Below are 21,805 nucleotides of genomic sequence, written 5' to 3'. Positions count from 1 at the left end.
TCGCCATTTTTTTGGCAAGCGTCAGAAAAATCGCACAAAAAAAGCCAGCATTACGCTGGCTTTTTAACTCATTAATATCTAAGAGATATTTATAAATCTTATCAATTATTGTCGTTCTGTTCTCATGCCCATCAATAAACTGACACACATGGCAAGCAATACGAATGTGAATGGAAGCGCAGTTGAGATAGCACCAGCTTGCAGTGCTTGAACCGCTTCTGAGCCACCGATCCACAGTAGTGCAACCGCAATTGCACCTTCCATAAATGCCCAGAATACACGTTGTAGAACTGGCGCATCCACTTTACCACCAGCGGTAATGCTGTCGATAACCAAAGAACCAGAGTCTGAAGAGGTAATAAAGAATACCAATACCAGAACAACCGCAATGATAGATAGGATGTTACCAAATGGCAGAACATCAAACATTTGGAACATCGCTAATGAAACGTCAGTTAGACCGTTTGCACCTAGCTCACCCACATTGTTGATCACTTGGTCGATAGCCAAACCACCGAATACTGACATCCAAATCAACGTCACAGCTGTAGGGACAATCAGTACCGCCGTGATGAACTCACGAACTGTACGGCCGCGAGAAACTCGCGCGATGAACATACCAACAAATGGTGACCATGAAATCCACCAAGCCCAGTAGAATACAGTCCAGCCTTGGAACCATGCTTCATCAGTACGACCAAACGGATTACTCAGCGGAATTAGGTTCTCTACATACGACATAAATGTCGTCGGAATAGAACCAAGGCTCACAGCCCAACCAATTAAACCAACAAGGATAAGAAGTAAAAAGGCAATAACCATGTTGATGTTACTAATGACTTTCACACCACCGTCAATACCGCGAATAACGGATACAACAGCGAGTAAAGTCACAACAGTAATGACAACAATCTGCAAGCCAAGCCCAGGCTCAACACCGAACACGTGGTGAATACCACTTGCTGCTTGTTGTGCACCTAAACCCAAAGACGTCGCAAGACCAAATAGAGTTGCTAGTACCGCTAGGATATCAACAATATGGCCAGCCCAACCCCAAGCGCGATCACCCAATAACGGGTAGAAGATCGAACGCATTGATAGCGGCAAACCTTTGTTATAGGTAAAGAAGGCGAGTGAAAGCGCAACCACACCGTAAATTGCCCAAGGGTGTAGACCCCAGTGGAACATGGTCGCACCTAGTGCTAACTTAGCCGCCTCTGGTGTATTCGCTTCAACACCCAACGGTGTCTCATACCAACCGGTGAAGTAAGCCACTGGCTCAGCAACACTCCAGAACATCAAGCCGATACCCATACCTGCAGCGAACAGCATAGAAAGCCATGATATGAAAGAGTAATCGGCAACGGCATCTTTACCACCAAGGCGAATCTTACCCATTGGTGAAACAATCAATACCAAACAGAAGATAACGAAGATGTTACCGGAAAGGATGAACAGCCAGTCAAATGAGCTGATGATTTTCAGCTTAATGCCATCTAACGCTGTTTTTGCGGTATGTGCATCAAGAACTAATGCAGCAATAAGAAATAGTGCAATGAAACCCGCACTGATACCAAAAACAGGATTATGTACGTCAAAACCCCATTTTTGCACGTTGTCTTGACCAACCGTATAGTCGGTACTGTCGATACTGTACTTATCTATACCTTTTGTCATTGTTCCTCTCTTTTGCATTCTAGTTTTTCGACGCAGCGCCAAAAAACCTTTCGAACACGATACATTTTATTTTCCATGAAAGTGGAAGATCCTACCATTTGAGGCGTTTTTGTCTATCTTTTGCTGATAAAAAATCCAATAACTTACTTTTCAATCAGAAAAATCCACCAAAAAAAGCGAAAACAACCACAGCAATAATTAGACCACAAACATTTCTTACTATAATAATTCTAGGTCATCCTTTTTTACCCGCAAAAAACCATAAATTTAATAAGGAGAGCCAAGGCAAATAATTGAAAAATGGTGTCGCGATCCCTGACTAACCCCTTTTATTAGCAACGCTTTTGAGTTAGTGTCGCGTCGTTACATGATCCCTTAATGACTGGATTACTAAATTGGAAAAGTACGAAGAAGTCTTGGTCTCGATTCGTCAGATCATCCGCGCCATTGATTTACATTCTAAAAAGTTGAGCAAAGAGTCTGGTTTGACGGCTCCACAGCTGATTCTTATGCGTGCCATTAGTGAATTAGACAATGTCACGATTAAGCAACTGTCTAGCCACACCAATATGAGTCAGGCAACCGCTACCACTATTTTAGACCGTTTAGAGCGTAATCAGCTTGTTGAACGCCGCCGTAGTGTGGAAGACAAGCGTAAAGTGCATGCAGTGCTAACAGAAAAAGGACAAGAAGCGTTAAAACAAGCGCCAACGCCACTTCAAGAGCACTTCATCAGCCGCTTCCAAAAACTGGAAGAATGGGAGCAAAGCTTGCTGCTTTCGTCTGTTCAGCGCATTTCTACCATGATGAATGCGGAAGATATCGATGTTGCACCAATGCTAGAGATCGGTAGCATCACCAAACCTGAATAACATGCTTTGTTAGCGCTCATTCGTCCAGTGATGAGCGCTTTCTCCTACCCAGAAATCACTCTGTCAAACCAGTCTCAAACGCGTATTTGGCCAATTCCGCTGTCGAGTGCAGATCCAACTTGTGCTTAATGTTGTGGCGGTGCGTTTCAACCGTTCGATAGCTAATATCTAAAAGCGTAGCAATTTTTTTGCTGCTATTGCCCTGAGCCACCAGTTTCAATACCGCTTCTTCACGGCGACTGAGTGGGTTCGGCTTTTGTGCCGCAGGTACAACATCTTGTGTAAATAATGTTTGAGTAACCGATTCGCAAAAATATGTTGAACCTTGGTTGACGGTTTTTATCGCTTGTACCATTTTTTCTGCCGAGATTTCTTTAAGCATGTAGCCGACCGCACCCGCTTGCATCACCTTCATGATGTATTCACGATTGTCATGCATGGTAAGCATTAAGATTTTACTCTCGGGTCGTTCCTCCTTAATCACCCCCGTGGCTTCGATACCGTTCATGATCGGCATACTGATGTCCATCAAGATGACATCAGGGTTAAGTAACTTAGCGACTTCGATGGCTTCCAGCCCGTTACTCGCAGTACCGATAACATTGATGTCAGACTCAAGCTCCAAGCGTGCCATAAAACCATCAAGCACGACTTGGTGGTCATCCACAATCACCACACTAATCGGTTTATCCATAAACTAATCCATCCAAATCTAACAAAACGGTAATCTCTGTCCCTAACCTTGGTTCACTCATCAGTTCAAACTCACCCCCAATGAATTCGACCCGCTCACGCATGTTACGCAATCCGATACCTTGCCGATGAACCGATTGGTTAACTAAGAACCCCGTACCATCATCACGTATCAGTAATTGCAGCATATTGCCCATTTTTTGCAAAATTACCGTGACCTTTTTTGCCTTCGCGTGTTTCTCAATATTGTTCAACGACTCTTGAGCAACGCGATACAACGTTGTCGCTACTTCGGATTTTAACTTCACATGGTTGGTATCAAAATGGCAGTCGATATCAATACCGGAATGCGAATGAAAATCTTGCAATAAGGTTGATAGCGCCGCCTCAAGACCAATGTCATCCAACGCACTTGGTCTCAACTGATGGGAAATGTGGCGAACTTCATTGATTGCGGTAATCAACGAACGCTGAGATTTATCGAGGTGTGATTTGAGTTTTTCATCGTCGATCCGATGCCCCATTAGATCTAAATGGCATTTACTCGAAACCAATAACTGATTAATGCCATCATGCAACTCTCTAGCTAAATGCTTCTTCTCGTCCTCTTGGAACATCACCGTCTTGTGAGCGAGCTCTTTTAGATGTTTATCGGCTAACCTGTGCTCATGTAGGTTGATTGCAAGAGTTAGAACAATGATGACCGCGACTGTCACCACCAAAATGACAACCACGGTGAAAAACGTTGTCTCGATATTTTGATTCACAGCGGCGCGCATATTAGCCACTTCGCGACTGACATCTTCTATATACAAACCTGTGCCAATCATCCACTCCCACTTATCCAGCCAAGCGGCATAACTCAACTTAGGCACGACTTCCCCCGTGGAAGGCTTCTGCCAAAGGTATTGATGAAAGCCGCCTCCAAGCTGAGCCTGATAGAGCAACGCTTCGATGAGGTGGTCGCCGTTTTCATCTTGGATATGCAGTAAGTTCTGCCCAACCAAATCGGGCAAAATAGGATGAACTAAATTGGTTCCGTGTTTATCGTAGGCAAAGAAGTAGCCATCGGAACCGTAGCGAAGTCGATTGAGGATCGCTTTCACTCGTGCTTTGGCAGCATGCTCTTCTATGGTGGGATCATTGTAGATGTGCGAAATCGCGTCGAAAGCCAAATCAACGGTGTCTTTCAACGCGACTTCTTTAGATTGAATCAAGCTTTGATGAAAGATTTCCACCTCTCGTTGACCTAGCGTCTTCGCTTGATAAATGGAAATCCAACTGATGCTTGCGGACACCAACAACACGGGGATCAACGCCAGCAAGATAAGTTTGGCTTTAAGAGGCATCCCTTTCCTCCAATGAAACGCTGATTAGCTTAATGACTAATCAGCTTAACAACTTGTCTCAAAAGGTAAAAACTCTCAGCTCACAAATTCGCCTTTCACCTTTGCATTGCTACGCTAATGTCACTGCATGCGTATTACGACATGCCGTAGAAACCAGGGAAGAATAACAGAGAGGCGAGTACAACAATTTGAATCGCGATAAACGGCATTACCCCTTTATAAATATCTCGTGTTGTCACACCTGCTGGCGCCACCCCTTTCAGATAGAACAAGCTAAAACCAAAAGGTGGTGTGAGGAATGAAGTCTGTAAGTTCATAGCAATCAGAATCGCAAACCACGTCATGTTGATGCCCATGAGCTCAGCAACAGGCGCAATGATTGGGACAATAATGAAACAAATCTCAACGAAATCGATGAAGAAACCGAGAATCAAAATCACGAGCATGGTGATGATCAAGAAGCCCCACTTTTCTCCCGGAATTTGCAGCATCCACTCTTCTACCAAGTAGTCACCACCAGTATAAGTAAATGCCATAGAGAACGCCGTCGCACCCAACAAAATAGCAAATACCATCGCGGTTACTTTGACGGTCTCTTTCGATGCTTCGTACACCATCGACCAGCTAAACTGTTTATACAACAGTGACAGCACAATCGCACCTGCACCACCGAGTGCAGCAGATTCTGTTGGCGTCGCAATGCCCGCAAAAATAGAGCCCAGCACCACAATGATCAATGCTAAAGGCGGCAATACAGCTTTCAGCGCGGTGATCACTTCCTCTTTGCGACTGATCGATTCATCACGATCAATAGGACGGGCTGCTTCTGGGTTAAGTTTGGCGTAAATCAGAATATAGATAACATAAGCACCCACCAGCACAATACCCGGCCACACCGCAGCTTGGAACAAATCGCCAACTGGGACACCAAGTACATCGCCCAATAAAATTAATACAATCGAAGGTGGGATAATTTGGCCGAGTGTCCCCGACGCGCAAATAGTGCCGCAAGCTAACCCTTTATCGTAGTTATACTTGAGCATGACGGGAAGAGAGATCAAACCCATCGCGACGACAGACGCTCCAACCACACCAGTCGATGCCGCCAATAACGCCCCCACTAGCACGGTAGAAATCGCAATACCACCACGAACGCCACCAAATAGACGTCCCATGGATTCCAACAACTGCTCTGCTAACCGTGTCTTTTGTAATACCAACCCCATAAAGACAAAGAGAGGTACAGCCATCAATACCGTGTTTTCCATGATGGATTGAATGCGATATGGCATGAAGGCGAACATCTCGATCCCTTCTGCCCAAACGCCAAAAATTAATGCGATCCCGCCAAAAGTAAAAGCAACAGGAAAACCGAGCAGTAGCGCAAACAAGGCGACAAAAAACATCACTATACCGATCATACTGAATTCCTTTTACGACTTACCGTTATTACCGACATAGATAAGATGAGGGTTAACAATTTTGTTGATGGAGTGCAGCAGCAATCCCATACCACTGATTGCCATGAACAAGAAAGAAAGTGGGATCATTGCTTTGATAATCCAACGATATGGTAAGCCACCAGGATCACCCGATGTTTCACCCAAGGCATAACTTTCTTTGGCAAAGTCGATGCCGTACCAAGCCACCAATAGACAGAAAGGAAATAAGAAAAAGAGTGTGCCTAAGAGATCGATAACGGATTGAGCTTTATAAGATAAACGCTCATAGAAAATATCCACTCGAACGTGACCACCGGATTTAATCGCGTAAGGAACACCGAGTAAAAATACCGCAGAAAAGAGGTGCCATTCCATTTCTTGAAAGGCAATAGAGACATCATTAAACACGTAACGCATGACAACGTCGTACACCACGTTCGCTAATAACAATATAAATAGGATGCTGGATAACCACCCCAGAAAATCACCGAAGCGGTTAAAGATTCGCTCAATATAAATAAGGCTTCTCATTCCGAACTCCATGGAACGTGTGAATTGGCTCCGCTGGCTCGCGGAGCACTTGTTATGATCTTCTCTAAGAGAAGTTTTTCTTGGGCTTCGCTAGCTGGCTAGAACCAATAGATTCAGCCAGCATATTGAAGTTACTGTTGAGCTTGGCTGTTTAAGTAAGCTCGGTGAGAAATGTCAGACCAAGGACGCACTTGCTCAATATAGCTCGCTTGAGATTCTTGAATCTCTTTTGCCAATGCATCTTTTTCCGCATGTTGTTTTAGAAGACGTTCGTTCGCTTCACGTAGCGCAGAGATAACTTCCGGCGGAAAGTCTTTGACTTGAACATCAGGGTATTCTGATTGAATTGATGCCCAGTTCTTACCACTCTCGTGCTTAGACTGAGTGTACATGTCGTACGCGGCGGCTTTCATCGCAACTTGAAGGATCGCTTTCAAATCATCTGGTAGACGTTCCCAAGTACGCTTGTTCACTAGGAACTGCAGCTCAGTGCCCGGCTCATGCCAACCTGTGTAGTAGTAAGGCGCAATTTTGTGGAAGCCCATACGTAAATCAAGAGAAGGACCTACCCACTCCAATGCATCGATAGTACGGCGCTCAAGAGAAGTGTACAGCTCACCCGGTGCGATATTGGTAGGCTTCGCCCCCAGTTCTGCAAGAATTTCACCAGCAAAGCCCGGGATACGCATTTTCAGACCTTGTAGGTCATCGACTGATTTGATTTCTTTCTGAAACCAGCCACCCATTTGGGTATCCGTGTTACCACCAGGGAAAGATAATAGGTTGTGGGGGGAGTAAACTTTTTCCATCAACTCCATACCGCCACCGTAGTAGAACCATGCATATTGTTCTGTTGGCAACATACCGAAAGGCATAGAGGTAAAGTAAAGGGTGTTTGGTACTTTGCCTTTCCAGTAATAGGACGCCGAGTGACCCATGTCGTATTGACCGGATTTCACCATATCAAACACACCAAGTGGTGCTTTATGTTTGTTCGCAGAGTCAATACGGATTTGCAAACGCCCGTTTGACATTTCTTCTGCCATTTTCGCCATGTTTTTAGTCGCATCACCAAAGATTGGGAAGTTCGGCCCCCATGTCTCCGCCAGTTTTAAGCGATAAACTTTGTCGTCAGCAGCATGAGCAGAAGTAGTTAAAAATGCCATAGCAGCAACCATCGCTGTCGCTTTGAGCACTCGTTTCAGAGATTTTTGGATAAGACTCATCGTTCACGTCCTTTGTCACCAAGGTTATTGTTGTCATCCATTACATAAGGATTCGCTATAGAAGATGGGACATTACATGGAAGTAAGAAATGGGCATGAACACGCACAAATTTGTGCTTTGAAACGGGCTTTAGCCATTAGTATTACGTAGTTATACGTAGTCTTTATGATGGCTAAATTTTATAAAGTCTATTAATCAGATAGTTAAGCTAGCATTCTGGATTATAAGAATAAGGAACTACTTAAGTATCTGACTGCAGAAGAATTTACACAGTATTTAAAAAAATGTGACAAATGACGGCTTTATATCTTTAGAATTCTCAATTAGAAACTCTATTAAGCGTATCGCAGGTAAAAAAATACCCCGACCAATGTCGAGGCATTTAATTAGAAAACAGAATTACAGCGGTAATTAAACTGCTTTATAGATAACTTTGTTACCTGCTAACTGCTCTTTTTGAACTAGGTTTTCTTCAAGAAGCTTCTTCAGTGCGCCAGTAGCCCATGATGCCGCTTTAGTGTCTTCTTGACCTGCAGCTTGACCAATACCTTTAGGGTTAATACCTTCAGCATTTGCTACAACGATGTCTAGTACTTGTTGCTGCTTAGGAGTAAGTGCAACCTCAACCGTTTTTGCTGCAGCTACTTTCTTTTCAGCTACAACTTTCTCAGCAACAGAAGGTGCTGCTGCTTTTTCAACAGCAGGCTTAGCCGCTTTAGGTGCAGCAGCTACTTTTGCTACTGTCGCTTTAATGCGTTTTTGCAGTTTCATCTGCACCTTACGCTTATGAGCAAGTCTCATCGAATATTTCTCCAGTTCACTGCATCTCAGCAGGGATGAAAATTTGAAGCGCGTTTTATACCAAAATTCACAAGCGATTTGTAGGTTTTAGCGGCGAAACGCGATGAAAAATGCGCTCACTGCATAGAACGTCTACTATTTAATCAGATAAATTGTGAACGGATTTATTGAATACTGGGTATAAAAACAGAGGTTCTTTGCACTTAATGAGCAACAAGTTGAGTAATCAATATCAGAGACCTCAGACTCATTATTCATTGAGGTTAAAAGCATGGAAACGCTGCATCTGACTAACTCACATTTCAAATCCAACTCCCCAGTGAACAAACTGATCATGCTCCTTGTGGTGCTGATTACCTTGTTTCTGGTTCTAATTGCACCTGGCTGGAAGCAAGCGATGCTCTCTGTGGTGCTGATGGCCATCATCATCGGCTTTGCAATCATGATGATTAAAAAGAGCCAAGTATCTTATACCTTGACCGCTTCGCATTTTCAGCAGCACCTTTTCAAAGGCGGATGGGTCGTCCGTTGGAAGAATATCGACTCCATTGGTGTGTGTACTTATGAGCAAGAAGGGTGGCATCAACCACTACCTTGGATAGGCATACGCCTCAAGCATTACTCGCCCTACCTCAACGCGATATGTCCACGTATCGCAACTGAAATTTTATTGGGCCAACGCGCACTGCTCTATTTGGGAGCGAGACAAAATAACTGCGAGACAAAGTTCGAAGACATGGTGCTCGACCCTGCTCCCTACATCAATGAGGACGGAATGCAATTCGACGGCCTACAAGCCATGCTAGCAAATAGAATGAGATATCAAAGGAAGTTCTATGGCTATGATGTGTTTATTTCGACCAGTGATTTGGATAGAGAGGCGGAAGAGTTTGTAGGGTTGGCTCGACGGTACCTAGCGGCAGCCGAGCCAGATGCATAATTTACGAGAGCTAAATCTGCATGCTCTAGTATAGCGGCATCTCATCAGCGACAAACGGGTTAGTTTTACGCTCATGACCAAAAGTCGATTGAGGTCCATGACCCGGGACGAAAGTAACGTCGTTGCCAAGAGGCCATAGCTTCTCTTTGATCGAGCTAATCAGCGTGTTGAAATCACCTTGTGGGAAATCTGTACGACCAACGCTACCGTTAAACAGAACGTCGCCGACAAACGCCAAACGCGCGTCTTCGCTGTAAAGCACAACGTGACCCGGTGTATGGCCCGGAGTGTGAATCACGTTTAGAGTTTGATTACCAAAAGTGACCTTGTCACCTTCATTTAGCCACTGATGCGGTTCAAATGCTTCAGTCAATGGGAAACCAAACATTTGGCTTTGGCCTTCTAAACCTTGCAACCAGAAGTTATCTGCCTTGTGAGGGCCAACAATCTCAGTACCACCTAACAGTGCAGACAGTGGCTCTGTACCACCAACGTGGTCCAAGTGGCCGTGTGTTAGCACTAGGTTTACTACTTCAACACCCAGTTCTTTGATCAGCATTGCGAGTTGCTTTTCATCACCACCTGGATCAACCACAATGCCCTTCATGGTTTCGTCACACCAGACGATAGAACAGTTTTGAGAGAAAGATGTTACTGGAACAACTTGGTATTTCAGAGCCATAGATAACCTATACCGAATAAATTTGCATGAAAACTGCCGCAACTATGACACTAACCCTAAGCGACTTCAAGCTTTGTGGGACGGGTTGTTCACGGCGATTTATCACAAAAAATAGAGTATCAATAAGGTGTTACCAAGAACGTACTGCTCCGGTATCGATATGAACAAAGTTACTGCGTGGATAATAACCAACCCCACCCGCTTTTAAGCTAAGCGCGGCTTCACGCACGGTAGAGAGCTTCACGCCATCTAAACGGAAATCAATGGCCTTTCCTTCCATGTGCATGCTTTTCTTCGCTACACCTGAAGAGCCATTACGTAAAGATGCATTGGTTACCGGAGAGCGATAGCCGGAAATCACAATGACTTCTGACTCAGTCCCAATTAACTTTTGAATTTGGCTGATTTGGTCGAACAAGCGTCGATCCATTGGGTGCACTTCGTTACGGCGATGATCGCGACAGAACTGATCCAAGCGTTTCAACTCTTCATCCACATAACCTTTACCATCGAAGTAGCAGGACTCTAGCAACTCACCTGTGTTTAAGTTGTTCATTGCGAGTACTCGTGGTTCATCAGGCAACGCAGCCCAAGAGATACTTGGCATTGCAGATGCGACAACCACACCACCAGCGGTCATTTTAAGAAAATCACGACGGGAAAAATTACGACTTACCATTTAAAAGATACTGCTCATTTACTGTACAAGCAGCGGACATTACCGAAACCAATTTAGCGCGTCAAATGCATAAATTGGTCCGGCTTGTCACATTTAGGCTGGAATTCTTGTTTACTTATTGAACAGCAAACAGATTTTATGAATTGTAAATTTTTTTAAATTGAGAACGAATCTCACCCTTGATGATCGTATTGATAAATGTCATCACGATAGTAAAGCACACCCTCTTCTAACCATGCCGTTTGATAAATGATATGCACTTGAATGCGTTCACTCAATGGTACGGAGTTATTTGAACGACGTGAGCTTTGACGCTTCTTAGCTAACCGCTCTTCTAAGCCTTGAGTTTTGAACAGCAATTCTGCTAATTGATCGGCATTCTCTACTCTCACACAACCTGAACTATAAGCCCGTCGATCTTGCTGGAACAAGTTTTTACTTGGCGTATCGTGCAAGTAAATCGCTTGTGGATTAGGCATGTTGAATTTGTACAGACCCAATGCGTTGTGCGCACCAGAAGACTGTCGCATGCGGTAAGGGAACGTTCTTGGATTTACGGTTGCCCAGTTGATCGTCGTAGGGTCGATGATCTCACGCGATGTCCAAGAGCGAATAATCTGAATGTTGTGTTCCATCAGGTACATTGGATTACGCTTCACCTTAGGAATGATGTCTTTCACCATGATTTTCCAAGGCACGTTCCATGTAGGATTAAGAATGACGGAATCTAACGTCCCCGTCATGATTGGTGTCTTACGTGACGCTCGCCCAACCACTACCTTCGATTCAAACAGAGCTTGGCCATCATGCCAATAAGTGACCTCATACCCAGGCACATTAACAAATACGACATTGTCACGCTCTTTTGCCCAAATACGAGAGCGCTCAGCATTTAACGCTAATGAATGTAAACGTTGTTGTGGCGAAAAATTAATCCAACGAAGCGTGTTTGGACCAATCACACCGTCTTGTTTTAGGCCATGAATACGCTGAAACTCTTTGACTGCAAGCTCTAGATTTTCATCGTAAAGTGTTGTTTCTGTCTCCAAATGTCCTACGTCAACACCGACAATTTGCATTCGTGCAATCAAACTTGCTTTATCAAACAAGTCGTCACCCACTTTCGCCAAGCGTTGATCTTGTTGATACAAAGGGAACTCAAATTTGGCGTACGTCGACAAGGACGCAAATGCCGTGTTAAACGACTCATCCATTTGTAGGGGGGAACGAAGACCATCAAGAAATTGGCCCATCTTTCCGACAGTGATTTCATTACTCAACAGAGAAAGGGTTTCAATGCTCGGAGCAGGAAGCTTGATGTGGTCTTTGTTTGCGAACAACCAATTGATGCCTTCTTCAGGCACTTGCTCAAGGTAACTAAGATACATGAGCAATGAGTCCGTCATCACAAGATCAAAGTCAAGCTTATCACCTTGTGCTCTAACTTGTTCGATACGACGAAGCTGATCGTCAAACTCTTGAGTTACGTCTGCTAGTGCCACCAAATTCATCTGGAACACTAATCGATCGACATCACTGTCATTTTCCCAATTCAGGCGGTAATTGGTGCTTTGGTAAAGTTGATCAATCACTTCTGGGTAATGGATCATCTTCTCGACTGACAGCTGAGCAACTGCCCCTTCTTGCTCTGTTTGTGCAGAAGCATCGAGAGAAACTACAGTAGAAAAGCTGCAAAACGGCACCATAAGTGCCGTTATTATAAGGAATCTAGCAATCACTGAATCGATCCTTCCGTTGTTTGCCATAAAAAAAGTATGGCAAATATCTCACGGGTTGCAGCTTTAAAATTAAGAATCTGAAGATGAAATCGACAACAAATTTCTCAATAAGCAATTAAGTCATGATCTTTCTAGATAATTCGCGACCAATGGTTGTCCCATTGGATGCCGCTAGAGAAGCTTTTTTTTGACTCTAATGGCCGTTGCTCAACCACTTTTCCTGCACCCGAACTCACTCGAAATTCATCGCCATAAATCACGACGCCAGACGCATCCGGCAAGGCATTAAGCTCAACCAACTTGCCGGTAGATTTAGACCAGATTCCATAACAACTACCAGGGGGAGAAGTCGCTAAAATCCATTCATCTGTCGCAGCAATACTCGCCACATAGTGATTGAATCGGGCCCACTCTTCAGGCTCAGCTTGAAGATCTTGCATTTCACCACCACGCGTGTGCATGGAGATCAAGGCTGGATACTCGTCCGGTTCGCCACGATATTGCTGACCACAAAGCACGGTTTCCGCACCATCATGAGCTAAATGACGAATACTTAGCTTATGATCTGGTAAAGAAACCTGATCCAATAACTCGCCATCTTGCGAGAGGTAGCTCAAGCTAGGTGCCATATTGTCGAGGTTTAACGGTTCACGACCGTTGGTGTGTACTCCACCGACTCCAATCGCTAATGCGCCGTCCGGCATCATGATCACTTCATGAGGCCCAAGGCCAAAGCCCGTTAACTCATCGATCTTTTGATATTGCTTTTGCACATCATAAACACCAATGATCCCACGACTTGTCCCCCTCTCCCCTTCTGTGGCAAATAGCAACGTGCCATCATGGGAGTAAACACCATGACCATAGAAATGGCGATTCGGTTTTGCTAGCTGCAGTTTGATCATCTGCTCTGAGCGATAGTCAAACACCATGAAGAAAGTACCAGGTCGGCGGCCAAAAACCACGGCATGACCTTGTGGGTTTGTCGCCACACCATGACCACGCTCTGGGATCGGCAATGTCGTGATCGGCATACCGTGTTCATCAGCGACGACAGCTGCAAACTTATCTCGGCCTATGATTGAACAGCCAATCAATGCAGCCTCTCGCGATGTTGTCGAAGCACAACCAAATGGCATAACGGGCGCTGCCGCTCCAAACAGAGCGGCCTTTAATAATGTGCGGCGGGTTTGATCAGTCACCATCGGTAGCATTGAATCCTATTACGACACCAAGTTCGATCGCCACTTCTTCGTGGATCAAGTACTTCAATTGCTCTAGCTTATTGTATTGAGCGAGCACCATGCGATAGCCTTCTTTTGTTTGTAGTGCAGCAAATAAGCTTTTATCTTCTGGCCAAGTTTCTAACGCCATTTCAAACTGATGAACGACACGGTCTGCGAGATCTGCATGGCCTTGCTCTCTCAGTAGTGCATCTAGACCGTTTCCGTTAGCAAAGTACAACGCTTCCATCCCTTGAAGGTTGGCTTTTAAGTTTGAAAGCGAGGTCTCTGAACGCCACGATTCTGAAAAATACGGGCGAGGCTTACCAATCTTCGCTAGTGGTCGACTGAGCTTCTTCATGCTGTATTCAAGCTGATTCGACAGAAGAGAAATGTACTCTGACTCCCATTCCGCCATCTCTAATGACTTCCATGGATTTTCTGCCCAAGAATCTGCGATGATCTGTGCTTTCTCATGCAAGTTTTCAGCAATCGCAACGCCAGTTGCACAAGCGTTGTTATTGGTAGGAAGTGTCGATGCATTGTCGTAAATCAACCATTCCAACGCCCCCAGGCCTTGCACAGTAACGCTTTGTGTCGCAATCTGCTCTGATGTCCATTCTTGTTCATATTTCGTCAGTACCGACATTTTACGTCCAGTGGTGTTCTTTTTATCTGGCCAAAACTGAACATTCCAACTTTGCTCTAATGCCGTAGCAGGACCGCGCTCTTGGCCTTGAAGTGACATCCAAGACAACATGGTTTGGTGCCATTGCTGCTTTACTTGAGCATCATTTTTCGACTCTGATGCACAATAATCTGCGAAACGTTGTTCAAGTTCTGTGCTTTGCGCTAAAAACGTCTGAGCTGATTGAAACTCGACCTCGTACACGCTTTGAGAAATATGACTTGTACTCTCAGGCTTTGCAGAGCTCGAACTAATGGTCGATTGGCAACCAACCAAACTTAACGTTGCGGTAATCGCACTCACTAACAGTGTTTTTTTCATGGTTGCTTCCTTATAGAGAATTCAGAAACGCAATCAATGCATCTCGTTCTTTTTTGTTCAGTGCTAAGACGTTTTGTTTTGCCGTTTCAGCTTCACCGCCATGCCACAACACCGCTTCCATTAGGTTACGAGCACGGCCATCATGTAAGAAGTACGTGTGACCGTTTACTTCTTCGGTATAACCAATGCCCCATAACGGCGCAGTTCGCCACTCACGGCCGTTTGCTAAGTATTCCGGGCGGTTATCGGCTAAGCCTTCACCCATGTCATGCAGAAGCATGTCTGAGTATGGGTGGATAAGCTGCTCAGAAAGCGCTGGCAATTCAGGTCGTTTCGCCGTTTTTACACTGGTCTTATGGCAGCTTTCACAGCCCGATGATGCAAAGATCTGCTGTCCTAGTTGCACTTTCGGATCCTTGACATTACGACGAATCGGCACCGCCAAGTGCTGGCTGTAAAACTCAACGAAGTCGAGAATATTTTCACTCACTTCTGGTTTGCCGCCATTTGGCATGTCGTCACAAATGCTTTGCTTCGAGGTGCAGTTTTCGTTCGGGAATAAATGGCTTGTCAAACCCACATCGCCATTGAATGCCGCCGCATTTTGCTGCATCAACGTCGGTTGTCCTGCTTTCCAACCAAAACGACCAATTGAGAAGTCACCCTTCTCAATGTCCCACACCTTATTTACTTTGCCTGAGATACCATCTTTGTTGGCATCTTGCTCATCAGCCCAAGTAAGTAGCGTTTCGTCAGGAATACTCTCCAACAAACCAAGACCGATCATTGGCGGCGCAACACGCGCGGAAAATTCCGTATCTGGGTGCATGTCACCATAGCCTAATTCGGTAATTTTCAGGTTTGGTTTTCTCAAAACGACTGTCGTTCCATCTTTAAACTGCACCGGAACATCGGTATAGGTAATGTCGATTTTTCCTTCTGGTTTTTGGTCTTGGAGTGCAAAATCTTGTAACTGGCCGCCGTATGTTGGTTCAGGGATTCCGCCGTCTTTGATGAACGCTTTCTTTTGTTCTGGGGTCATTGCAGGAATGCTTAAGCGCACCAGCATAGACACCGCATGTAAATCGTCTTTTTCTGGTGGATGACCACGGCCATCTTTGATGTGACAGTTCTGACAACCATTAGTGTTAAAAAGCGGGCCTAAGCCATCACGAGCATCTGTTGACGCTGGCGCTTGTACCCAAGGGTTACGAAAAAAGCTGTTACCTACACTGAAATCGAGGCGCTTACTCATCGGCAAGTTGGCAGCAGGAAGAGAATACGCATTCGCGCCGTCTTTTTTAACACTGGTTTTGCCACCAGACTTAACATCGTAAGCCATGGCAGAAGAAGAAAGGAGCGCGGCTAGCGCAGAAATTAGGTATGGCTTCATATCATTGCTCTACATATACAACAAGGGTGATAACAACGAGCTCAAACGGCAAAAGGGCTCACAAAGAGCCCTTATTTATTATGGTTATGAACGATTAAAACTCGTGGTCAGCAGTATCAGGGCTTAGGCTGTCGATGCCGACAATGTTTGCCGCTCGCTCAATCGCACCGGTCTGGGCTACCAATGACATGATGGTGTCGTTTACTAGCGCGTTGCCTTGTGCGTTGCCCGCTGCGATCAATTGATCGAAGTGCTGGTTGTTCTTCTCAGCAGACGTTACTAATTCACCAACTTGGCTACGAGTCATGTCAAACTGCTTTTGGATCTCTTTCGCTGCTTTTTGATCTTTTTGAGCAACAAGATCAGCGATACTTGGACCAGACAATTCTTTACCGTTTACACCTTTGTAGGTACCAGTGTAAACGTTGTAGATACCTTGCTCATTGTAGTAGTGAGAGTTATGCGTGTTATCTGAGAAACAATCGTGCTCGTCTTCTGTCGAGTTCGCTTCTAGTGCCACCTTCATACGCTCACCCGCCAGCTCACCTAGAGAAAGAGAACCCATGCCGAATAGCATTTTGCGTAGACCATTTTCAGCCGAGCCAGCAAGTAGCTCTTCGCGGTAGTTGCCTTTCACTTCTCCAGACCACTGTTTTTCCATCCACTCAAGGTCTTGAACCAGCAAATCAGCAGCGGCTTTTAGATACTCGCCGCGACGGTCACAGTGACCGTTAGTACATTCAGATCCCACAACAAAATCGGTGTAAGCACGTTGACCAGCACCTGCGTTAGTGCCGTTTAAGTCTTGGCCCCATAATAAGAACTCAATCGCGTGGTAACCAGAAGCCACGTTTGCTTCCGAGCCGCCAACTTCGTTCAAGTCCGCAATTAATTCTGGTGTAATTTTTGATACATCGAGTTTAGACGCACCAATCTGTAGGCTTGTATTGGCAATAATGTTAGCAGAGGCGCCTTCGTTGCCTAATTCGTATTGGTAATCTGTCGCAACGTAATCGATCAGCCCTTCATCCAGTGGCCATGCATTTAGCTGGCCTTCCCAATCATCAACGACTGCGTTACCAAAACGGAAAACTTCAGACTGTTGGTAAGGTACACGAGAGTCAAGCCAAGCTTGTTTTACTTCTTCAAGCTTTGCAGCAGATGGGGATTTTAGGAATTCGTCGATTTTTACGTCGAGTGCTTTAGCTGTTGTCACTGAATCAGCAAATACAGCATGAGCAACGTCCGCGTAATGTTCGACAACTTGTTGTTGAGTTACTGAAGCAGCAACCGTAGAACCACTAGCAATGAGAAGTGATGCAGCAATAGATTGGACTAACACTTTTTTTGCATTCATCAGAAGCATCCTTGTTGAGCGTTTTTAATAATCTTATTCGTAGTGCTAATTATTCTTATTTGCACTTTTGTCCCGAGATAATACAAATTTACAATTTATTTGCAACTCTAGATACAAAAAAAGCCTCATAAATATGAGGCTTTTAAAATGCTTTATTGTTAGATTTATCTTTAAAGATTAAACCTTTAGGTGATGTTTACCATGGGAAACTTTCGCCTTCAGATAATTTTCATTGCCATCTTTGATGTGCGCAGAAGTATTGACAACCTCTGCGATTTCAATTCCGTACTCTGACAACTCGCGTATCTTCTTAGGGTTGTTAGTAACAAGCTGAATCTTATTCACACCTAGTGCTTCAAGCATTTGTGCTGCTTCTGTGAAGTCACGTAAGTCATCATCGAAGCCCAAATGATTATTTGCTTCGTAGGTATTCATACCCTGACTTTGAAGACGGTATGCATCAATCTTGTTATAAAGACCGATACCGCGGCCTTCTTGACGAAGGTATAGGATAATGCCACCTGATTCGCCCATTCGATTGATGGTCTCTTCTAGTTGCTCACCGCAGTCACAGCGTGAAGAGTGGAACACATCGCCAGTCAGACACTCAGAGTGCATACGCACTAAAGGCATATCCTGCGTTTGATCCGCTTGTTTAAAGATAATTGCTACATGCTCTTTATCTGTCTTTAGGCCATGGAAAGACAGGATTTCGGCATCTATGTTGCTGTTAGCCCCGACTTTAAAATCTACTCTGGCACGTACTTCCGCCATATCTACACTCACTCGATTTATTGCTTGATGCATTTTCGTTATCGCATTCATGGGATTGCTCTCATTTGCTCTTCAACTATGGGGATTGATACCGCATTTTTCAATGTTGAGATCACAACGAGGCGTACTCTTATTCTAGCAACAGCGAGAATTCATAGCGAAAATGATCCCCAACTGCCGACTTTACATTTGTTATAGTATAACATTTACAGCTAACTACAATAAAAAAACCCCAGACAAATTTGCCTGGGGTTTAAAGTCGCTAAGTTTGAATCGGTTTAATGAGTTTGGCTTCGCTTCCATACCGCGAGCTCAATCCAAACGGCTTCGAGTTCTTGAATTTCCTCGTCGGTTAAGACGGCGAGAGACGAAGTGACTTGTGGCAGCTTCGGTGACTGCAATGCACGAATCTGCGAATAAAAGTCCTTTTTTAATTGCGATATAACTGAATCCACTGCGTACACCTTTCGTTCTTTTATTACTTCTCCAGCTCATTTTTATGGTCTGCTATTCACTGGAGCCTTCATAAATTCTGCAAAATGATAACATTCTGCTTGTTATGTGCACAATTTATTTTTAATAGTGGAATTATCATCACATTAATTACGTTTTGTCATTCGGATCGAATATAAGACAAAAAAGATCAAAAATAGCGCAGGAAAGATCCACAACAATGCTGTGGAATAATTAAACGGCGGCTGATAAAGAACAATATTCCCATATCTTGCAACTAAATATTCTTTGACCTCTTGTTCACTACTCCCTTCATTCACCATCGTATAGACCTTTAAACGTAAGTCTTTTGCCGCTGGGGCATTTGATTCAACAAGGTTTTGATTTTGGCATTGAGGACAGCGTAATGTCTTGGCTAGAGTGGTTGCCTGTTGTTGCACTTCAACAGAATGAAACTGAAATAGATCAACATTCTGCTTAATGTCTTCCGCTTTCACTAAAGATGAAAATAACGTAAAAGCCAACAAACAGGCGAGTAGATAATTAAATCGAAACATCAAAATACTCCGAAAATATATCATTCCATTTATCTTTAGTGAGCTCTCCACGATATTTGATCAACACGATTCCATTTTGATCAATCAAGTAAGTTTCTGGTGTACCTATTACACCAAGTTCAACAGCAAGCTTTCCATTGGGATCACTGATCACCTCTTTATATGGATTTCGTTTAAAGCTCAAATATTCACGAGCAGCTTGTTTTTGGTCTCGGTAATTCAAACCAATGATGGGTACACCCTGCTCTGCTAATAGAAGTAATTCATCGTGCTCACTCTTGCATATTCCACACCAAGAAGCCCAAATATTCAGCAATTTATAACCTTCGCTTTTAAACACGGTTTGGTTTACTTCCTTTTCAGAAAGCAATGATATCGAGGTAAAGCTAGGAATCACCAACTTGCGCTGCTCAGACAATTCAACATTGGGCCTGTCAGACAGAGCGGTTGCCGTAAGAGCAGCAAACAAAGCCACAACGCTAACAAGAAATAACAACTTAAGCGTATTCTTCGACACCATGTGCCACCTTTTTTCTTTTGTTCGCGAGTGTCATTAACGCACCAAATACTGCGATTAGCCCACCACTCCAAATCCACCAGATACCGGCTCGATACTGAAGTTTAATTGCATAGGCATTGGAATCTACTTTATCGCCTAGCGTGACATAGTAGTCTCCATGCCACAATGAACGAATGGCTGGCTCGGTCATATTCATAACTCGAACTGGATAATGGCGTTTTTCCGGTTGAAGGGACAAGGTACGACCATCTTCCAAATGAAGATAAATACTCGCTCGTTCTGCGGTGTAATTTGGACCAATTACCCACTCAATGCCATGATAATCAATACTAACGTCTGAACGTTGGTGCGAGCTCTCAGGCTCAACTCGCAAATGATATTCATAAGAATAGTCACTGTTTATCACCGCCCCAGTTGCGGCGAGGGCAAAACCAATATGTGCCATTACCATAGGAATCAGCGTCACCTTAGCCTCAGACGTTAATATCAGCAAAAAATGGGCGACCACAACCCACACCGCTAACATAATCGTGATCAAACTGGTTGTACGCACGCTTTCAACCGAGAAAACAAACACGAAAGCAGAGCTCACCACTGCCAACATAGCAATCAAGGCAAAGATAAAAGCATTTTTATCCGCTCCCTTTTGCCACCTAAGCAAAGGAATAATCGCCATTACGCCCAATGCTAATAATGACAATGGGAATAGAAAGCTGTTGAAGTAAGGAGCACCAACGGAAATATTACCAAGTCCTAACAGTTGGTAGACCATCGGGTAGAACGTACCCAAGAAAACAATCGCTGTAGTAATGACGAACAAGCCTATCGCAACGTAAGTCAAGTATGCTCGGCTAAGAAGAGAAACTAGCTTAAAAGCTTTGATGCCGTCACCTCGAACGATAAGTATCCCAAAAGTGACCACGACCAACAGACTCAACACCGCCAGCAGTAATAAGCCTTTGGTTGGATCAACCGCAAAAGCATGCACCGAGGTAAGAACCCCAGAGCGCACAATGAATGTTCCCAAAATACTCAAGCTAAAAGTCGCAAATGCCAACGCATAGGTACTCCATAGAGCACTTTTATGTCTTTGAGCTAGAACTCCGCTATGCAACAGTGCAGTTCCGGTTAACCATGGTAATAATGAAGCGTTTTCTACTGGGTCCCAGAACCACCAACCGCCCCACCCTAACTCGTTGTAAGCCCACCAAGAGCCAACCAAAATACCGACAGTGAGTGTCCCCCAAGCAAAGAAAGCGGCACGACGAGCAATCCCGTACCATTCATTCAGAGGACATTTACCCAGCAAAGCAGCTAAAGCAAAGGCCAATATCGCGGCATAACCGACATAACCTAAATAAAGCAGTGGTGGATGAATAATAAGCCCAATGTCTTGCAACATCGGATTCAAGTCTCGTCCTTCTGTAGCTAGGACTTGAGCGTATTCAAAGGGGTTAGAAGTTGTTAATGTGAACCAAGCAAAGACGGCTATTAACACGTTCATGATGCCTAAGCAGTCACCTGTATATTGCGTACTAATAGGAGATTTGAACGCAATAAATGACGCCCACACGCTAAGCGTTACCACCCAAAACAGCATCGAGCCTTGATGCCCTCCCCATGCGGCAGCAACCTTAAAAGCGACTGGCAAATGGCTATTAGAGTGAGCTATGACATATTCAAGAGCGAAGTTGTCTTTAATGAAACAAAGAACAAGAAGCAATAGACAGATAACGGAAGCTAAACTGATGATGTGCGACGTGGCAATTTGATGTGGTAACGCCACGTTCTTTCCGATAGCACGTCGAAACCAGTGCAACAATGCCGCGCTGCTGGACGCCATGACCACCAATACCAGTAAGAAAAACCCCAATTCAGCTTCCATTT

21 protein-coding genes are annotated in these 21,805 nt (G+C 44.4%); 2 read left to right on the top strand and 19 right to left on the bottom strand.

Annotation, left to right across the window (positions count from 1 at the left end):
* Positions 1-105 precede the first annotated feature (105 nt).
* On the bottom strand, positions 106-1,677 hold the full coding sequence (locus ITG12_RS00510) for a BCCT family transporter (RefSeq protein WP_038871767.1): 1,572 nt from the start codon (positions 1,675-1,677) through the stop codon (positions 106-108).
* 395 nt (positions 1,678-2,072) lie between these two features.
* On the opposite strand from ITG12_RS00510, the gene cosR reads away from it, so the two are divergent.
* Positions 2,073-2,549 carry a MarR family transcriptional regulator CosR gene (cosR, locus tag ITG12_RS00505; protein WP_038871769.1) on the top strand — a complete coding sequence of 159 codons (477 nt, stop codon included), beginning with the start codon at positions 2,073-2,075 and terminating at the stop codon, positions 2,547-2,549.
* Between the two features lie 55 nt (positions 2,550-2,604).
* On the opposite strand, the gene ITG12_RS00500 is transcribed toward cosR, so the two are convergent.
* The 6 genes from ITG12_RS00500 to ITG12_RS00475 all read right to left on the bottom strand — a co-directional run bounded on the left by ITG12_RS00500 (position 2,605) and on the right by ITG12_RS00475 (position 8,592).
* The gene (locus tag ITG12_RS00500; protein WP_038871772.1) at positions 2,605-3,243 is read right to left on the bottom strand and encodes a response regulator transcription factor; all 639 of its coding nucleotides are present in this window, start codon (positions 3,241-3,243) and stop codon (positions 2,605-2,607) included.
* Positions 3,236-4,591 carry a cache domain-containing protein gene (locus tag ITG12_RS00495; RefSeq protein ID WP_042602708.1) on the bottom strand — a complete coding sequence of 452 codons (1,356 nt, stop codon included), beginning with the start codon at positions 4,589-4,591 and terminating at the stop codon, positions 3,236-3,238. Before ITG12_RS00495 ends, ITG12_RS00500 begins: the two co-directional genes overlap by 8 nt.
* A 134-nt stretch (positions 4,592-4,725) precedes the next feature.
* Complete coding sequence (locus ITG12_RS00490) at positions 4,726-6,012, bottom strand: TRAP transporter large permease subunit (RefSeq protein WP_038871776.1); 1,287 nt, start codon at positions 6,010-6,012, stop codon at positions 4,726-4,728.
* Between the two features lie 12 nt (positions 6,013-6,024).
* On the bottom strand, positions 6,025-6,564 hold the full coding sequence (locus ITG12_RS00485) for a TRAP transporter small permease subunit (RefSeq protein ID WP_248873339.1): 540 nt from the start codon (positions 6,562-6,564) through the stop codon (positions 6,025-6,027).
* A gap of 131 nt (positions 6,565-6,695) precedes the next feature.
* Entirely contained in the window at positions 6,696-7,790 is a 1,095-nt protein-coding gene (locus ITG12_RS00480) for a TRAP transporter substrate-binding protein (protein WP_038871780.1), read from the bottom strand.
* A 412-nt stretch (positions 7,791-8,202) separates the two neighbouring features.
* Positions 8,203-8,592, bottom strand: a complete 390-nt coding sequence (locus ITG12_RS00475; protein ID WP_038871782.1) for a MarR family transcriptional regulator — start codon at positions 8,590-8,592, stop codon at positions 8,203-8,205.
* 271 nt (positions 8,593-8,863) lie between these two features.
* Here ITG12_RS00475 and ITG12_RS00470 point away from each other — a divergent pair, with 271 nt between their 5' ends.
* Positions 8,864-9,532: a DUF2982 domain-containing protein gene (locus ITG12_RS00470; protein WP_038871784.1), complete on the top strand. Its 669-nt coding sequence runs from the start codon at positions 8,864-8,866 to the stop codon at positions 9,530-9,532.
* 25 nt (positions 9,533-9,557) lie between these two features.
* On the opposite strand, the gene ITG12_RS00465 is transcribed toward ITG12_RS00470, so the two are convergent.
* The 12 genes from ITG12_RS00465 to nrfE all read right to left on the bottom strand — a co-directional run bounded on the left by ITG12_RS00465 (position 9,558) and on the right by nrfE (position 21,803).
* Positions 9,558-10,214, bottom strand: a complete 657-nt coding sequence (locus tag ITG12_RS00465; RefSeq protein ID WP_038871786.1) for an MBL fold metallo-hydrolase — start codon at positions 10,212-10,214, stop codon at positions 9,558-9,560.
* Positions 10,215-10,344: 130 nt separating this feature from the next.
* A complete protein-coding gene (locus ITG12_RS00460; RefSeq protein ID WP_038871788.1) occupies positions 10,345-10,893 on the bottom strand; it encodes a DUF882 domain-containing protein in 549 nt (182 codons plus the stop codon).
* A gap of 173 nt (positions 10,894-11,066) precedes the next feature.
* Positions 11,067-12,659 (bottom strand): L,D-transpeptidase family protein, encoded by a 1,593-nt coding sequence (locus tag ITG12_RS00455; RefSeq protein WP_038876084.1) that lies wholly within the window; start codon positions 12,657-12,659, stop codon positions 11,067-11,069.
* Between the two features lie 104 nt (positions 12,660-12,763).
* Positions 12,764-13,846: a DUF1513 domain-containing protein gene (locus ITG12_RS00450; protein WP_045422410.1), complete on the bottom strand. Its 1,083-nt coding sequence runs from the start codon at positions 13,844-13,846 to the stop codon at positions 12,764-12,766.
* Positions 13,827-14,864 (bottom strand): imelysin family protein, encoded by a 1,038-nt coding sequence (locus ITG12_RS00445; protein WP_248873337.1) that lies wholly within the window; start codon positions 14,862-14,864, stop codon positions 13,827-13,829. Before ITG12_RS00445 ends, ITG12_RS00450 begins: the two co-directional genes overlap by 20 nt.
* Before the next feature lie 10 nt (positions 14,865-14,874).
* Positions 14,875-16,257, bottom strand: a complete 1,383-nt coding sequence (locus tag ITG12_RS00440; RefSeq protein WP_038871799.1) for a di-heme oxidoredictase family protein — start codon at positions 16,255-16,257, stop codon at positions 14,875-14,877.
* Between the two features lie 94 nt (positions 16,258-16,351).
* Positions 16,352-17,614 (bottom strand): imelysin family protein, encoded by a 1,263-nt coding sequence (locus ITG12_RS00435; protein WP_248873336.1) that lies wholly within the window; start codon positions 17,612-17,614, stop codon positions 16,352-16,354.
* A 177-nt stretch (positions 17,615-17,791) separates the two neighbouring features.
* Complete coding sequence (ribA, locus tag ITG12_RS00430) at positions 17,792-18,439, bottom strand: GTP cyclohydrolase II (protein ID WP_170946265.1); 648 nt, start codon at positions 18,437-18,439, stop codon at positions 17,792-17,794.
* A gap of 227 nt (positions 18,440-18,666) precedes the next feature.
* On the bottom strand, positions 18,667-18,843 hold the full coding sequence (locus ITG12_RS00425) for a hypothetical protein (RefSeq protein ID WP_038871948.1): 177 nt from the start codon (positions 18,841-18,843) through the stop codon (positions 18,667-18,669).
* Between the two features lie 144 nt (positions 18,844-18,987).
* The gene (nrfF, locus tag ITG12_RS00420) at positions 18,988-19,398 is read right to left on the bottom strand and encodes a heme lyase NrfEFG subunit NrfF (RefSeq protein ID WP_104048554.1); all 411 of its coding nucleotides are present in this window, start codon (positions 19,396-19,398) and stop codon (positions 18,988-18,990) included.
* On the bottom strand, positions 19,385-19,918 hold the full coding sequence (locus ITG12_RS00415; RefSeq protein WP_038876074.1) for a DsbE family thiol:disulfide interchange protein: 534 nt from the start codon (positions 19,916-19,918) through the stop codon (positions 19,385-19,387). Before ITG12_RS00415 ends, nrfF begins: the two co-directional genes overlap by 14 nt.
* A complete protein-coding gene (gene nrfE / locus ITG12_RS00410; RefSeq protein WP_248873334.1) occupies positions 19,896-21,803 on the bottom strand; it encodes a heme lyase NrfEFG subunit NrfE in 1,908 nt (635 codons plus the stop codon). The genes ITG12_RS00415 and nrfE overlap by 23 nt, the downstream gene beginning before the upstream one ends.
* Positions 21,804-21,805 lie beyond the last annotated feature (2 nt).

This window comes from Vibrio sp. ED002 (assembly GCF_023277445.1).
GTDB classification, from domain to species: domain Bacteria; phylum Pseudomonadota; class Gammaproteobacteria; order Enterobacterales; family Vibrionaceae; genus Vibrio; species Vibrio jasicida.
The sequence above is the reverse complement of the archived record's forward strand: the minus strand, read 5'-3'. Positions and strand labels throughout refer to the sequence as shown.

What these genes read in the sequence shown, in the direction of transcription:
- ITG12_RS00510 (WP_038871767.1), bottom strand. Translation starts at nt 1,677, where the DNA reads ATGACAAAAGGTATAGATAAGTACAGTATCGACAGTACCGACTATACG.
- ITG12_RS00500 (WP_038871772.1), bottom strand. Translation starts at nt 3,243, where the DNA reads ATGGATAAACCGATTAGTGTGGTGATTGTGGATGACCACCAAGTCGTG.
- ITG12_RS00495 (WP_042602708.1), bottom strand. Translation starts at nt 4,591, where the DNA reads ATGCCTCTTAAAGCCAAACTTATCTTGCTGGCGTTGATCCCCGTGTTG.
- ITG12_RS00490 (WP_038871776.1), bottom strand. Translation starts at nt 6,012, where the DNA reads ATGATCGGTATAGTGATGTTTTTTGTCGCCTTGTTTGCGCTACTGCTC.
- ITG12_RS00485 (WP_248873339.1), bottom strand. Translation starts at nt 6,564, where the DNA reads ATGAGAAGCCTTATTTATATTGAGCGAATCTTTAACCGCTTCGGTGAT.
- ITG12_RS00480 (WP_038871780.1), bottom strand. Translation starts at nt 7,790, where the DNA reads ATGAGTCTTATCCAAAAATCTCTGAAACGAGTGCTCAAAGCGACAGCG.
- ITG12_RS00475 (WP_038871782.1), bottom strand. Translation starts at nt 8,592, where the DNA reads ATGAGACTTGCTCATAAGCGTAAGGTGCAGATGAAACTGCAAAAACGC.
- ITG12_RS00470 (WP_038871784.1), top strand. Translation starts at nt 8,864, where the DNA reads ATGGAAACGCTGCATCTGACTAACTCACATTTCAAATCCAACTCCCCA.
- ITG12_RS00465 (WP_038871786.1), bottom strand. Translation starts at nt 10,214, where the DNA reads ATGGCTCTGAAATACCAAGTTGTTCCAGTAACATCTTTCTCTCAAAAC.
- ITG12_RS00460 (WP_038871788.1), bottom strand. Translation starts at nt 10,893, where the DNA reads ATGGTAAGTCGTAATTTTTCCCGTCGTGATTTTCTTAAAATGACCGCT.
- ITG12_RS00455 (WP_038876084.1), bottom strand. Translation starts at nt 12,659, where the DNA reads ATGGCAAACAACGGAAGGATCGATTCAGTGATTGCTAGATTCCTTATA.
- ITG12_RS00450 (WP_045422410.1), bottom strand. Translation starts at nt 13,846, where the DNA reads ATGCTACCGATGGTGACTGATCAAACCCGCCGCACATTATTAAAGGCC.
- ITG12_RS00445 (WP_248873337.1), bottom strand. Translation starts at nt 14,864, where the DNA reads ATGAAAAAAACACTGTTAGTGAGTGCGATTACCGCAACGTTAAGTTTG.
- ITG12_RS00440 (WP_038871799.1), bottom strand. Translation starts at nt 16,257, where the DNA reads ATGAAGCCATACCTAATTTCTGCGCTAGCCGCGCTCCTTTCTTCTTCT.
- ITG12_RS00435 (WP_248873336.1), bottom strand. Translation starts at nt 17,614, where the DNA reads ATGAATGCAAAAAAAGTGTTAGTCCAATCTATTGCTGCATCACTTCTC.
- ribA (WP_170946265.1), bottom strand. Translation starts at nt 18,439, where the DNA reads ATGAATGCGATAACGAAAATGCATCAAGCAATAAATCGAGTGAGTGTA.
- nrfF (WP_104048554.1), bottom strand. Translation starts at nt 19,398, where the DNA reads ATGTTTCGATTTAATTATCTACTCGCCTGTTTGTTGGCTTTTACGTTA.
- ITG12_RS00415 (WP_038876074.1), bottom strand. Translation starts at nt 19,918, where the DNA reads ATGGTGTCGAAGAATACGCTTAAGTTGTTATTTCTTGTTAGCGTTGTG.
- nrfE (WP_248873334.1), bottom strand. Translation starts at nt 21,803, where the DNA reads ATGGAAGCTGAATTGGGGTTTTTCTTACTGGTATTGGTGGTCATGGCG.